Origin of the sequence: Streptomyces sp. NBC_01298, assembly GCF_035978755.1 — a bacterium.
Taxonomy (GTDB): domain Bacteria; phylum Actinomycetota; class Actinomycetes; order Streptomycetales; family Streptomycetaceae; genus Streptomyces.
Map to the genome: position 1 here is coordinate 3,723,481 of NZ_CP108414.1, position 12,727 is coordinate 3,736,207.

Annotated in this window: 12 protein-coding genes and 1 riboswitch; of the genes, 5 read left to right on the forward strand and 7 right to left on the reverse strand. The window is 71.4% G+C overall.

The annotated features are described in order from the left end of the window. Positions 1 to 118: 118 nt before the first annotated feature. The 3 genes from OG730_RS16655 to OG730_RS16665 are packed head-to-tail and all read left to right on the forward strand — an operon-like array spanning position 119 to position 1,729. Complete coding sequence (locus OG730_RS16655; RefSeq protein ID WP_327304992.1) at positions 119 to 523, forward strand: hypothetical protein; 405 nt, start codon at positions 119 to 121, stop codon at positions 521 to 523. After that, positions 499 to 948, forward strand: a complete 450-nt coding sequence (locus OG730_RS16660) for a thiol-disulfide oxidoreductase DCC family protein (protein WP_327304993.1) — start codon at positions 499 to 501, stop codon at positions 946 to 948. Before OG730_RS16655 ends, OG730_RS16660 begins: the two co-directional genes overlap by 25 nt. Before the next feature lie 10 nt (positions 949 to 958). Continuing rightward, complete coding sequence (locus OG730_RS16665) at positions 959 to 1,729, forward strand: TetR family transcriptional regulator (protein WP_327304994.1); 771 nt, start codon at positions 959 to 961, stop codon at positions 1,727 to 1,729. Positions 1,730 to 1,768: 39 nt separating this feature from the next. Here the strand turns inward: OG730_RS16665 and OG730_RS16670 are convergent, their stop codons facing one another. The 3 genes from OG730_RS16670 to OG730_RS16680 all read right to left on the reverse strand — a co-directional run bounded on the left by OG730_RS16670 (position 1,769) and on the right by OG730_RS16680 (position 5,296). Next, complete coding sequence (locus tag OG730_RS16670) at positions 1,769 to 3,325, reverse strand: ABC transporter substrate-binding protein (RefSeq protein ID WP_327309298.1); 1,557 nt, start codon at positions 3,323 to 3,325, stop codon at positions 1,769 to 1,771. Positions 3,326 to 3,458: 133 nt separating this feature from the next. Next, positions 3,459 to 5,039: a metallophosphoesterase gene (locus tag OG730_RS16675; protein WP_327304995.1), complete on the reverse strand. Its 1,581-nt coding sequence runs from the start codon at positions 5,037 to 5,039 to the stop codon at positions 3,459 to 3,461. After that, the gene (locus tag OG730_RS16680; RefSeq protein ID WP_327304996.1) at positions 5,036 to 5,296 is read right to left on the reverse strand and encodes an SCO4848 family membrane protein; all 261 of its coding nucleotides are present in this window, start codon (positions 5,294 to 5,296) and stop codon (positions 5,036 to 5,038) included. Before OG730_RS16680 ends, OG730_RS16675 begins: the two co-directional genes overlap by 4 nt. Before the next feature lie 121 nt (positions 5,297 to 5,417). On the opposite strand from OG730_RS16680, the gene OG730_RS16685 reads away from it, so the two are divergent. Continuing rightward, positions 5,418 to 6,668, forward strand: coding sequence for a D-alanyl-D-alanine carboxypeptidase family protein (locus OG730_RS16685; protein WP_327304997.1), 1,251 nt, complete (start codon positions 5,418 to 5,420; stop codon positions 6,666 to 6,668). Here OG730_RS16685 and OG730_RS16690 read toward each other — a convergent pair. The 4 genes from OG730_RS16690 to glyA form a co-directional block, all read right to left on the reverse strand. Next, positions 6,616 to 7,617 (reverse strand): YihY/virulence factor BrkB family protein, encoded by a 1,002-nt coding sequence (locus OG730_RS16690; RefSeq protein WP_327304998.1) that lies wholly within the window; start codon positions 7,615 to 7,617, stop codon positions 6,616 to 6,618. The genes OG730_RS16685 and OG730_RS16690 overlap by 53 nt on opposite strands. 145 nt (positions 7,618 to 7,762) lie before the next feature. Next, positions 7,763 to 8,386, reverse strand: coding sequence for a 2'-5' RNA ligase family protein (locus OG730_RS16695; RefSeq protein WP_327304999.1), 624 nt, complete (start codon positions 8,384 to 8,386; stop codon positions 7,763 to 7,765). Positions 8,387 to 8,526: 140 nt separating this feature from the next. Next, positions 8,527 to 9,540 (reverse strand): tryptophan--tRNA ligase, encoded by a 1,014-nt coding sequence (gene trpS / locus OG730_RS16700; RefSeq protein WP_327305000.1) that lies wholly within the window; start codon positions 9,538 to 9,540, stop codon positions 8,527 to 8,529. Positions 9,541 to 9,994: 454 nt separating this feature from the next. After that, entirely contained in the window at positions 9,995 to 11,275 is a 1,281-nt protein-coding gene (gene glyA / locus OG730_RS16705; RefSeq protein WP_327305001.1) for a serine hydroxymethyltransferase, read from the reverse strand. Between the two features lie 35 nt (positions 11,276 to 11,310). Next, positions 11,311 to 11,401: riboswitch (ZMP/ZTP riboswitch) on the reverse strand. Positions 11,402 to 11,510: 109 nt separating this feature from the next. Here glyA and rocD point away from each other — a divergent pair. Beyond that, positions 11,511 to 12,716 carry an ornithine--oxo-acid transaminase gene (rocD, locus tag OG730_RS16710; protein WP_327305002.1) on the forward strand — a complete coding sequence of 402 codons (1,206 nt, stop codon included), beginning with the start codon at positions 11,511 to 11,513 and terminating at the stop codon, positions 12,714 to 12,716. Positions 12,717 to 12,727 lie beyond the last annotated feature (11 nt).

Consider the following 12,727-nt stretch of genomic DNA (forward strand, 5'->3'; position numbering starts at 1 on the left):
CCGGGAGCTCCTCCGAGCCCCTCTCCGAGACCTCCGCGCCATTCGCTTGAACCTGTTCAAAAATGGGTCTACAGTCAGCGCTGTCAGCAGTTGAACACGTTCAAGGGGGCTGAGGGCAATGGACCTCACCGTGGTCGCGTACGTCATCTACCTGCTCATCAGCATCGGACTCACCGTCTGGGTGGCCCGCACGCTCAGCCGCAACGGCCGCGTCTTCATCGGCGACGTCCTCCAGGGGAACGAGAAGCTCGCGGACGCCGTCAACCAGCTCCTGGTGGTCGGCTTCTACCTCGTCAACATCGGCTTCGTGACCCTGTACCTGCGCTCGGCCGACGAGATCGTCGCGGCCCGCGGGCTCTTCGAAGCCCTGTCGGTCAAGCTCGGAGTCGTGCTCCTGGTCCTCGGCGTCATGCACCTCGGGAACGTCTGGGTGCTGAACAAGATGCGCCGCCGGGGCCTCATGGAGCGCCAGCAGACCCCGCCGGTCGCCCCCCAGGGGTGGACCATGCCCGCCGGGGCCTGATCACCGTGGCCGCCACCCGGACCCGGCACCTCACGGTGCTCTACGACGCGAACTGCCCGCTCTGCGTGCACATCCGGCACTGGCTGCTCGGCCAGCGTTGGCTCGTACCCCTCAGACTCATCCCCGCGGCCTCCGTCGAGGCGCAGCGGCTGTACCCGCGGCTCGACCACGCCTCGACGCTGAAGGAGATCACCGTCATCGGCGACTCCGGACAGGTGTGGAGGGGGACGGACGCCTTCATCGTCTGCCTGTGGGCGCTGGCCGAGCACCGGCCGAAGGCGAACTGGCTGGCCACCCCGGCCGGCCGGCCCTTCGCCCGGGCGGCCATGTACACCGCGTCCACCTGGCGCGAGGCCCTGCGGGACGGGTCCCCGCCGAAGGACGGGGAACCGGCCTGTGACGTCCAGTGTTCCGCGCCCCGATAGGCTCGGGACCGTGACTGATCAGAAGGCTCCCAAGAGCGAGCAGACCCGCACGCTCATCCTCGAGACCGCGCTCCGCCTCTTCCAGGAGCGCGGCTTCGACAAGACGACGATGCGCGGTATCGCCAAGGAGGCCGGAGTATCGGTCGGCAACGCCTACTACTACTTCGAGTCCAAGGAACACCTGGTCCAGGGTTTCTACGACCGGATCGGCGCCGCCCACCTGGCGGCGGTCCGGCCGATCCTGGACCGGGAGACCGATCTGCAGAAGCGGCTCGCGGGCGTCCTGACCAGCTGGCTGGACATCGCGGCGCCGTACCACGAGTTCGCCTCGCAGTTCTTCAAGAACGCCGCGGACCCGGAGAGCCCGCTCAGCCCGTTCTCCCCGGAGTCGGAGCCGGCCCGCAAGCAGGCGATCGACATGCACCGCGAGGTGCTGGCGGGGGCCAAGACCAAGGTGCCGGACGAGCTGGCCGACGTACTGCCGGAGCTGATGTGGCTCTCGCAGATGGGCCTGGTCCTCTACTGGGTCTTCGACCGCTCCCCGGACAGCGAGAAGACCCGCAAGCTCGCACAGCGCGGCGCGCAGCTCACGACCCGGGGCATCATCCTGGCCCGGTTCCGGGTGCTGCGGCCGCTGGTGCGCGAGGTGCACGAGCTGTTCACGGACTTCCTGCCGGGCATGGCCCAGTCGGCCGTGTCCCGTCCGGGCCGCAAGCGGGCCTCCGACCCCGACGCGGGGCCGGAGGAGGGCCCGGAGGTCGGCCCGGAGGTCGGCCCGTAGGCAGGGGGCAGGGGGCCCGTAGGCGGGCCCCGAAGGGGCCTACAGCCAGCCGAGTTCCCACAGCCGCCACACGCCGGTGCCGTCCGAGAGGTACTGGGCGCCCGCGACGGCCTCGCGGGACATCACGTAGTCCTTCTTCTGCCAGATCGGCATCATCGGGACCTGCTGCGCGACCAGCTTCTGCAGGTCGCGGAAGTCGTTGGCGGCCGCCCCGCGGTCGGAGAAGGACTGGGTACGGGCGATGAGGGCGTCGACGCCCTTGTCGGAGTAGCCGCTGTTCATCGAGTTGCCGGCGCCGACGAGCGGGGCGAGGAAGTTGTCCGCGTCCGGGAAGTCGGCGATCCAGCCGATGGTGTAGGCGTCGAACTCGCCCGCCGCGTAGGCCTTCTGGAAGTCGGTCCACTTCTCGACCGGCTTGACGGTCAGCTTGAAGAGCCCGGTGGACTCCAGCTGCGCCTTCAGCTCCTCGGCCTCCGGGACGCTCGAGCCGCGCTCGTTGACCCCGAGGGTGATCGCGACGGGGGTGGTGATGCCGGCGTCCTTGAGCAGCTTCTTCGCGGTGAGCCCGTTCGGCGAGGGCCAGGCGTCGAAGAACGGCGTGCTGTGGGCGGCGATGCCCGCCGGGACGAGCGAGTAGAGCGGGGTGACGGTGCCCTTGTAGACCTCGGTCGCGACCTTGGCCCGGTCCACGATCGCGGCGACGGCCTGGCGGACGGCGGGCTGGGCCACCGGGGAGCCGGGGCGGAGGTTGAAGACCATGCTGCGGATCTCCGTACCGCCCGAAGCCTGGTACCGGGTGTCCTCCAGGCCCGGGTTCAGGTCGGCCAGGACCGCCGGGGGCATGTCGCGGTGGGCGACCTCGATCCCGTGGTCGGTCCAGGCCTGGTCCAACTGCGCGGAGTCCTTGAAGTACTTGACGGTGACCGCGCTCTTGGAGACCTTGCCCTGGCCCTTGTACGAGGCGTTGGGCTTGAGCTCGGCGCTCGCGCCGGCCGCGTAGTCACCGAGGGTGAAGGGGCCGGAACCGTCGACCTTCTCCTCCTCGCGCAGGGCCTTGGCCGGGTACTTGTCCTTGTCCACGATCGAGGCGGCGCCCGTCGCGATCTTGAACGGGAAGGTGGCGTCCCCGGCGGAGAGACTGAAGGTGACGGTGCGGCCCTCGGCCTTGACCGATTCCAGGGTGTTGAACAGCGGCGCCGGGCCCTGGTCGGAGTTGATCGCCTTGATCCGGTCGAAGGAGTACTTGACGTCCTCGGCGGTGATCGCGCGACCGGAGGAGAACTTCACGTCCGGGCGCAGCTCGCACTGGTACGTGGTGAGCTTGTCGCCGATGAAGTTGCAGGCGGCGGCCGCGTCGGGCACCGGGGTGTCCGCACCGGGCTTGATGGTCAGCAGCGACTGGTAGACGTTGCTGAACAGGGCCCAGGAGCCGGCGTCGTACGCGCCCGCGGGGTCGAGGGAGGAGACCACGTCGCTCGTGCCGACGCGGATCGGCTTGCCGCCTCCGGCGGTCTCCGGCAGCAACTGCCAGGTGCCGACGCCGGCCACGCCGAGGACCAGCCCGGCCGCGATGACTTTCGAGCGGACAGACCGCAGCATCCTTGACTCCACCCCACACGGGCGCACACCGAAGTCTGCGACCAGTTATCCGATTATCGGTCACATCCCATCATGGAATTTCGGCCTCGGGAAGGCCGATTTGTGGCGTGGCGTTGGAGGTTCGGACGGTTCAGGCCTGATATGAGGCGAGTTCGACGACTGTGATGTCCGACGGCGCGCCGACCCGGACCGGCGGGCCCCAGGCGCCCGCGCCTCGCGAGACGTACAGCTGGGTGTCGCCGTACCGCTCCAGCCCGGCGACGGTGGGGTTGGCGAGCTCGGCGACGTAGTTGCCGGGCCAGAGCTGCCCTCCGTGGGTGTGGCCCGAGAGCTGGAGGTCCGCCCCGTAGCGGACGGCGTCGTCGATCACGATCGGCTGGTGGGCGAGGAGCACGGCGGTGCGGGTACGGTCCCGGTCGCCGAGGGCCGCCTGGAAGTCCGGACCCTGGCCCTCGCTCTCGCCCGCGATGTCGTTGACCCCGGCGAGGTCGAAGTACGGAAGCTCGCGGCGGGCGTTCTCCAGCGGGGTGAGGCCGAGCTCGCGGACGTGCTCGACCCACTGCCGGGCGCCGGAGAAGTACTCGTGGTTGCCGGTGACGAAGTACGAGCCGTGGCGCGAGCGGAGGCCGCGGAGCGGTTCGGCGGCGGGGCCGAGGTCCTCGACGCTGCCGTCGACGAGGTCGCCGACGACGGCGATCAGGTCGGGCTGCGTGCGGTTGATCGTGTCGACGATGCGGGTGGTGTGGGCGTGGCCCAGGATCGGGCCGAGGTGGATGTCGCTGACGACGGCGATGCGGAAGCCGTGGGCCGCGCGGGGCAGCTTCGCCAGGGGGACCTGGACCCGCTTCACGCGGGGGCCGCGGAGGACTCCGTACGTGCCGTGGCCGACGGTGGCGGCCGTGGCGGCGGCGGCCGTGCCGGCGACGATCCGCGCGAAGCGGCGGCGGCTGAGGCCCGCCCGGGTGGACTCGGCGGAGCCCGCCTCCGCGGAGTCGGCCTGCGCCTCGGTGGCCTGCGCCGGGTCGGCGACCGCGAGGTCGGCCGCCGTGGCGTGCTGCCCGGCCGGTGCCGCGTGTTCGGCCGTGGCCGCACGCCCGGCCGCGGCTGCGAGGGTGGCCTGCGGCGCTGATCCCCTCCCCGCCCCTTCCCGCCGCACCGGACCATGCGGCTCCGCCGCGCGGTGGGGCTCCGCCCCAGACCCCGTGAGGTCGCCGCCCGCGGCGGCGTTTCGGGGCGGCGCCCCGGGCCCCGAGGGGTCCGGGCCCGCGGCGGCGGGGGTGCCGTGGGGCTCCGCCCCGGGCTCCCAGAGGTCCGTGCCCGTGACGGCGTAACGGGGCTGCGCCCCGGGCGCCGTGGTGTTCGTGCCTGCGGCGGCGGCCCGGGACCTGGGTCCGTTCAGCCGGCGGAGCCAGACCGCTCGGATCGGCTCGGCCACGAGCATCGCCAGGGAGAGGTACAGGAGGACGGCCAGCCAGAGGTAGCCGGGCCAGGCGACCGTGCGCTCCAGCCAGAAGGGGGCTCCCGCCCGGCCCGCCACGAGCGCGGCCACGGACAGGAGCGGGAGCGCGAAGGCCAGGGCGGTGCCCGTGCGGCGGACCGCGCCGCCGCGGGTGGTGGTGTCGCGGACCAGGCGGATCCAGAGCCAGCGGTGCACCAGGACCAGGAGGGTGACGACCAGCAGGGCCACCGCCGCGATGAGAACGATCGTCACGCGCCCGCCTCCGTACGTGATTCGCGCCGCAGAGCCCGCACCCCGAGCAACCCGATCACTCCGACGGCCGTCCCCAGGAGAAAGGACGCCACCGCCAGGAGAAGGTGGACCCAGAAGTACGCGGTCGGGTCCCCCGAGGCGTCAAAGGCCAGACCGCTCCCGTCCTTCCACAGGTTCCGGACGAAAGACACCCAGATGAACCAGCTCCACACTCCGAAGGCGAGCAGGAACCAGGAAGCGGCGCGGCTGAGTCTCATGAGCCCAGTATCGGTTTCGTCCCCGGGACGGACGCGCCGGGGTGGGCTGTCCCGGCGGTGGTTGCGGCGGGTTGGCCGGTCCGTGCCGCTAAGCACAGCATCGGGATGTACTTTCACCTGCGTGTCTGCCAAGAAGACCGCGTTGACGGTCCTTTCCGCCGCGCTGCCCGCCCTGCTCGTCCCGGCTCTGCTGGCCCCGCCCGCGCACGCCGTACCGACTCCGACGCCACCGGTGGACGGGAAGGGGCAGCCGGCCAAGGCGCCGGCGCCGCCCGCCTCCATGTCCACGGTCGGCGGCTCGGCGCTCGGACAGCCCGGCACGCAGGTCAACCTGCTGCCCGGCGCGCCCGCGCTGCCGACCAGCCTGACGGGCCGTTCGTGGATCGTGGCCGACGCCGAGACCGGCGAGATCCTCGCCGCGCACAACGCGCACTGGCGGCTCCCCCCGGCCTCGACCATGAAGATGCTCTTCGCCGACACCGTGCTGCCGGGTCTGCCCAAGGACCAGGTCCACAAGGTCACCGACCAGGAGCTCGACGGGGTCGGCGCCGGCTCCAGCCTCGTGGGCATCAAGGAGGACGCCGAGTACAGCGTCCACGACCTGTGGCTCGGGGTGTTCCTGCGCTCCGGGAACGACGCCGTGCACGTGCTTTCGGCCATGAACGGCGGCGTCGAGAAGACCGTCAAGGACATGCAGGCGCACGCCGAGGAGCTCCAGGCCCTGGACACGCACGTGGTGTCCCCGGACGGGTACGACGCTCCGGGCCAGGTCTCCAGCGCCTACGACCTCACCCTCATCGCCCGCTCCGGCCTGCAGAAGCAGGACTTCCGGGAGTACTGCGGCACGGCCAGCGCGAAGTTCCCCGGCCGGCAGGAGGCGGGGAAGCCGCGCGAGACCTTCGAGATCCAGAACACCAACCGGCTGATGACCGGCGCCGGCGGCCTCTCCCCGTACAAGGGCATCGCCGGGGTGAAGAACGGCAACACCACGATGGCGGGCTCCACCTTCACCGGCGCGGCCCAGCAGGGGAACAAGAAGCTGCTGGTCACGGTGATGAACCCGGGCGGCGGCGGCGCCAACTCCGTGTACGAGGAGACCGCCGACCTGCTCGACTGGGGCTTCGCGGCGAGCGGGAAGGTCAAGCCGGTGGGCGAGCTGGTGCCGCCGAAGAGCGCGGACACCACCTCCCACGGCTCCCCCGCCCAGTCCCACGAGAACAACCCCTCCGCGTCCGGCGCGGGCTCCGGCGGCGGGATCGGTACCGCCTTCGGCGTGGCGGGCGGGGTGCTGGCCGTGGTGGCCGGCGGGGCCTACGCCGTCAACCGGCGCTGGCCGCGGGGGCGCGGCCGCCGCTCTCGCGGCCGGGCGTAGGCGTGGCGGAGCCGGGGTGCTCCGGGGCGGCCTCGCGGCCGCCCGGCTCCGGAGCGGGCTCCCGGCCCGGCTCCGGGTCCTCCACGCCGTCCCCGTCGGCATCGTCGCGGCTCGCGGTCCACGCCGCGCAGAACAGCAGCAGCTTCGCCGTGAGGTTGATCCAGATCAGCAGCGCGATCGGCACGCCGAAGGCCCCGTACATGCTCTTCGTGGCGACCTCCCGCATGTAGCCGCTGAGCAGCAGCTTCAGCAGTTCGAAGCCGGCCGCGCCGATGAGGGCCGCCTCGATCAGGCGGCGGCGGGGCGGTTCGACGCCCGGGAGCAGGGTCAGGGCGTAGAGCAGGAGCAGGAAGGCGGCCACCACGCCCACGAGGAAGCCGCCGCCCCGCAGCAGCCCGCCGCCCGCGCCGTCGCGCGGTACGCCCAGCCAGTCCCCGGCCTTGCCGACCGCGCTGGAGCCGAAGATCGAGGCGGCCGCCGAACAGAGACCGACGCCGCCGAGGCCGATGAGGACGAGCGCGTCCTTGCCCTTGCGGACGAAGGGGTTGCCCTCGTCCTCGTCGTCCTTCTCCCACACCGCGCGCAGGCAGTCCCGCATCGACGTGATCCAGCCGATTCCGGTGAAGAGGAGCAGGGCGGCGGCGATCAGGCCGACCGTGCTCGCGTTCGCGACGAGGGCGTTGATGTCGAGCTGGTCGGAGATGCCGGGGACCTGCTCGGCGAGGTTCTTCTGGAGCCGGTCGAGCTGATCCTGGGTGAGCAGCCCGGCGCCGATCGCGGCGGCCACGGTGATCAGCGGGAAGAGCGCCAGGAAGCTGATGAAGGTGATGGCGGCGGCGAGCCTGCTCCAGTGCACGCGGTCGAGCCGCTGGTACGAACGCCAGAGGTGGGTCCGCATCAGGGCGGACACCAGGGGCCCGATGAGCGGGAGTTTCGTCAGCCAGTCCATACGGTCACCGTAAATGAGCTGTCGTAAATAGCCGGGATTGCCGCTTTTGGGGACTACGGTCGTCGATTGTGACTTTTCGCCCGACGGCTCGGCCGTTCCACGCCCTGGTCCTGCGAAGGATCGGTTTCCGGTTCCGGTTCCTGCGTCAGGAGCGGCGTACGGTCGCCTCGCCCGCGGCGGCCGCCGCGCTGTTGTCCGTCGCCGAGCCGAGCTGCGCCGGGACGCCGCTCGCTCCACCGCTTGCCCCGTTGCCGAACGGATATTCGCGCAGCTTGCGCCAGACCCCGTCCGAGCCCTGCTCGTAGAGGGCGAACCCGGAGCAGAGCCACTGCGCCTCGTAGTCGGCGAGGGCGCCGAACGCCAGGTCCATCGCCTCCTCGGAGATCCCGTGGGCGACCGTGACGTGCGGGTGGTACGGGAAGGAGAGCTCCCGGCTGAGCGGCCCGTGCGGGTCGCGGATCTGGCCCTGCAGCCGGGTGCAGCCGGGGCCGCCCTCGACGACCTGGACGAAGACGACCGGCGAGAGGGGGCGGAAGGTGCCCGTGCCGGCCAGCCGCATCACGAAGGAGCGGCCGGCGGCCGCGACCTCGGCCAGGTGGGCGCGGATCTCGGGCAGCCGCTCCGCGGCCACCTCGGTCGGCGGTACGAGGGTGACGTGCGTGGGAATGCCGTGCGCGGCGGCGTCCCCGAAGCCGGCGCGCAGCTCCTGAAGGCTGCTGCCGTACGGCTCCGGGACCGCGATCGAAACGCCGAGCGTTACGGTCCCCACGTAGCTCTCCTCCGCCTGTAGTCCCTGTGCGTGGTCTGTGCTTCGCCTGTGCTCCGCGTGTGCGTCGCACGAGTGCTGCCGCCCCAGTGTGGCGGCAGCACCCCCCAGATCGCCAGGGCCCTCTTTCTCTTCCGTGCCCGTCAGTGCTTCGCGGGGAGGAAACCGAGGTGGTCGTAGGCCTGTGCCAGAGTCTCGGCGGCGACCGCCCTGGCCTTCTCCGCACCCTTGGCCAGCAGGGAATCCAGGGTCTCCGGGTCGTCCAGGTACTCCTGGGTGCGCTGCTTGAAGGGTGTGACGAAATCGACCATCACGCCGGCCAGATCGGTCTTGAGCGCGCCGTAGCCCTTGCCCTCGTACGCGGCCTCCAGCGCGGGGATCGACTCGCCCGTGAGGGTGGAGTAGATCGTGAGCAGATTGCTGACGCCGGGCTTCTCGGCCGGGTCGAACCGGACCACGGCCTCGGTGTCGGTCACGGCGCTCTTGATCTTCTTCTCGGTGGCCTTGGGCTCGTCGAGGAGGTTGATCAGGCCCTTGGGCGAGGAGGCCGACTTCGACATCTTGATCGCCGGGTCCTGGAGGTCGTAGATCTTCGCGACCTCCTTGACGATGTGCGCGGCGGGGAGGGTGAAGGTCTGCCCGAAGCGCTGGTTGAAGCGCTCGGCCAGGTCCCGGGTCAGCTCGATGTGCTGACGCTGGTCCTCGCCGACGGGGACGGAGTTCGCCTGGTAGAGCAGGATGTCGGCGACCTGGAGGATCGGGTACGTGAACAGGCCGACGGTGGCGTTGTTGGCGCCGTTCTTCGCGGACTTGTCCTTGAACTGGGTCATCCGGCTGGCCTCGCCGAAACCGGTGATGCAGTTCATCACCCAGCCCAGCTGCGCGTGCTCGGGCACGTGGCTCTGGATGAAGAGCGTGCAGCGCTCGGGGTCGAGACCGGCGGCGAGGAGCTGCGCGGCGGACAGCCGGGTATTGGCGCGCAGCTCCTTCGGATCCTGCGGCATGGTGATCGCGTGCAGGTCGACGACCATGTAGAAGGCGTCGTGCGTCTCCTGGAGGGCGACGTACTGCCGGATGGCTCCGAGATAGTTCCCGAGGTGGAACGAACCGGAGGTGGGCTGGATGCCGGAGAGCGCGCGAGGACGATCAGAAGCCATGGCCCCATTCTCTCAGGTGTGACACCGGGCTCGGCCCCGCCACTGGCCGGAACCCGGCGGGTCCCACCCCCCTCGCCCGCCCCCGGCCCGGGTACCGCCCGGTAGCGCCCCGTCCGGATCTTGCCTCGGCCGAGCGACCGCTTTCCCTCCTCCCGGCACCTGTCGGCCACCGCTGCGCGGAGCCGGGGTCGGAGCCGAGGTCGGGCCCCGCTGCGCGGAACTCCGTGGGCGCCGCCCACACCCGCGCCTCAAACGCCGGCGGGGCTGAATTTTCGCCGGCGTCAGCCAAATCCAGCCGTCCGGCGTTTGAGGACCGGGGTCTGGGGCGGAGCCCCAGGGGGTCCGGGCGCAGCCCGGGGAACGGTGGAAGGGCGGGCAGGGGACTTCGCCCCGCGCAGCGGCAAAGGTCGCAGCGGGGACAGCCCCGCAGGGACCGGCCTCCACCCGGGGAGGGTCAGGCGACGGGCAGGCCGGGGGCCGGGAAGGCTGCCATCAGGTCGGCCACCGCCGTGCGGATCGCGCCGAGCGCGGCCTCGTCACCCCTGGCGGCCGCCGAGACCGCGTCCGAGATCCAGTCGGCGACCACCGGCATGTGCTCGACGCCGAGCCCCCGCGAGGTCAGCGACGGCGTGCCGATCCGGATCCCCGACGGGTCGAACGGCTTGCGCGGGTCGAACGGCACCGTGTTGTAGTTCACGACGATCCCCGCCCGGTCCAGCGCCTTCGCCGCGATCTTCCCGGACACCGACTTCCCCGTGAGGTCGATCAGGATCAGGTGGTTGTCCGTACCGCCCGAGACCAGGTCGAAGCCCCGCTCCAGCAGCGCGGCGGCCAGCGCCTTCGCGTTGGCCACGACCGCGTGCGCGTACGACACGAACGAGGGCTGCGCCGCCTCGTGGAGCGCGACCGCGATACCGGCCGTCGTCTGGTTGTGCGGGCCGCCCTGGAGGCCGGGGAAGACCGCCTTGTCGATGGCCTTCGCGTGCTCCTCGCGGCACATCAGCATCGCGCCGCGCGGGCCGCGCAGGGTCTTGTGGGTGGTCGTCGAGATCACGTCCACGTGACCCGCCGGGGAGGGGTGCGCCCCGCCCGCGATCAGGCCGGCGATGTGCGCCACGTCGGCGACGAGCACCGAGCCCGCCTCCTTCGCGATCGAGGCGAAGGCCTCGAAGTCGATCGTGCGGGGCAGCGCCGTACCGCCGCAGAAGATCAGCTTGGGCCGCTCCGCCAGCGCGAGGTCCCGTACGGCGTCGTAGTCGATGAGCCCGGTCTCCGCCTGGACCCCGTACTGCACGCCCCGGAACCAGGAGCCCGTCGCCGATACCCCCCAGCCGTGCGTCAGGTGCCCGCCCATCGGCAGCGCCATGCCCATCACCGTGTCGCCGGGCTTGGCGAAGGCCAGGTACACGGCGAGGTTGGCGGGCGAGCCGGAGTACGGCTGCACGTTGGCGTGGTCGACGCCGAAGAGGCCCTTCGCCCGCTCGACGGCCAGCGCCTCGATGCGGTCGATGTTCTGCTGGCCCTCGTAGTAGCGGCGGCCCGGGTAGCCCTCGCTGTACTTGTTCTGCAGCACCGTGCCGGAGGCCTCCAGCACGGCCGAGGACACGTAGTTCTCGCTCGGGATGAGGCGGAGGGTCTCCGCCTGGAGGGTTTCCTCGGCGGCGACGAAGGACGCCAGCTCGGGGTCGGTCGCGAGCAGGGCGGGGTGGCGGTACGGGTGGTGGTTCGCGCTCATGGCGGTTCCTCCGGGGTCGATGTCGGATCTCGTCCCCGCGAGGCCCAGGCGAGCGGCCCTGTATGCGGTCGTGCGCGCACGGCTCCCCCGGAGTTGGTTCTCCGTGCGCCAGTCGCCGTGCGTGTCCGACACCTTAGCGGGCACGCCGCCAGAAAGGTTTCTCCGTCCGCGATGCGAGCGAGGATGGAGGGTGACGCCACCCTCGTCACCGGCTTGACGGACGATCGGAGACCCCGTGTCGACAACTGCTGATGCCATCCGCTCCGCCGACGCGCACAGCGCGCACAACTACCACCCCCTGCCCGTCGTCGTCGCCACCGCCGAGGGCGCGTGGATGACCGACGTGGAGGGCCGCCGCTACCTCGACATGCTCGCGGGCTACTCCGCCCTGAACTTCGGCCACGGCAACCGCCGGCTGCTCGACGCGGCCCGCGCCCAGCTGGAGCGGGTCACCCTGACCTCCCGGGCCTTCCACCACGACCGCTTCGCGGACTTCTGTACCGAGCTCGCGGCGCTGTGCGGCAAGGAAGCGGTGCTGCCGATGAACACCGGCGCGGAGGCCGTGGAGACGGCGGTGAAGACCGCCCGCAAGTGGGGGTACGAGGTCAAGGGCGTCCCCGACGGCCACGCCAAGATCGTGGTGGCGGCCGACAACTTCCACGGCCGGACCACGACCATCGTGTCGTTCTCCACCGACCACGAGGCCCGCGACCACTTCGGCCCGTACACCCCCGGCTTCGAGATCGTCCCGTACGGGGACCTCACCGCGCTCGCCGCCGCCGTCACCTCCAACACCGTCGCCGTGCTCCTGGAGCCGATCCAGGGCGAGGCCGGCGTGCTCGTACCGCCGGCCGGGTACCTGCGGGGCGTACGGGAACTGACGCGCGAGCGGAACGTCCTGTTCATGGCCGACGAGATCCAGTCGGGCCTGGGCCGCACCGGCAAGACCTTCGCGTGCGAGCACGAGGACGTCGTCCCCGACGTGTACATCCTCGGCAAGGCGCTGGGCGGCGGGGTCGTGCCGGTGTCGGCGGTGGTGGCCGACCGCGACGTGCTCGGCGTGTTCAAGCCGGGCGAGCACGGCTCCACCTTCGGCGGCAACCCGCTGGCCTGCGCCGTCGCCCTGGAGGTCATCGCGATGCTGAACACCGGCGAGTACCAGCAGCGCGCCACTGAGCTCGGCGATCACCTGCACCGGGAGCTGAACCTGCTGGTCGGCGGCGGCGCCGTGACCGCCGTACGGGGCCGCGGGCTGTGGGCGGGCGTGGACATCGACCCGGCGCGCGGCACCGGCCGGGAGATCTCCGAGAAGCTGATGGGGCTCGGGGTGCTCGTCAAGGACACCCACGGATCGACGATCCGGATCGCGCCGCCGCTGGTGATCTCCAAGGAGGACCTGGACTGGGGGCTGGACCAGCTCAGGTCGGTCCTCGGCGCCTGACGCCCTGCTGA

Coding starts and splice junctions, on each gene's coding strand:
- OG730_RS16655 (WP_327304992.1), top strand. CDS start 119: ATGGACCTCACCGTGGTCGCGTACGTCATCTACCTGCTCATCAGCATC.
- OG730_RS16680 (WP_327304996.1), bottom strand. CDS start 5,296: ATGAGACTCAGCCGCGCCGCTTCCTGGTTCCTGCTCGCCTTCGGAGTG.
- OG730_RS16690 (WP_327304998.1), bottom strand. CDS start 7,617: ATGGACTGGCTGACGAAACTCCCGCTCATCGGGCCCCTGGTGTCCGCC.
- trpS (WP_327305000.1), bottom strand. CDS start 9,540: ATGGCTTCTGATCGTCCTCGCGCGCTCTCCGGCATCCAGCCCACCTCC.
- glyA (WP_327305001.1), bottom strand. CDS start 11,275: ATGAGCGCGAACCACCACCCGTACCGCCACCCCGCCCTGCTCGCGACC.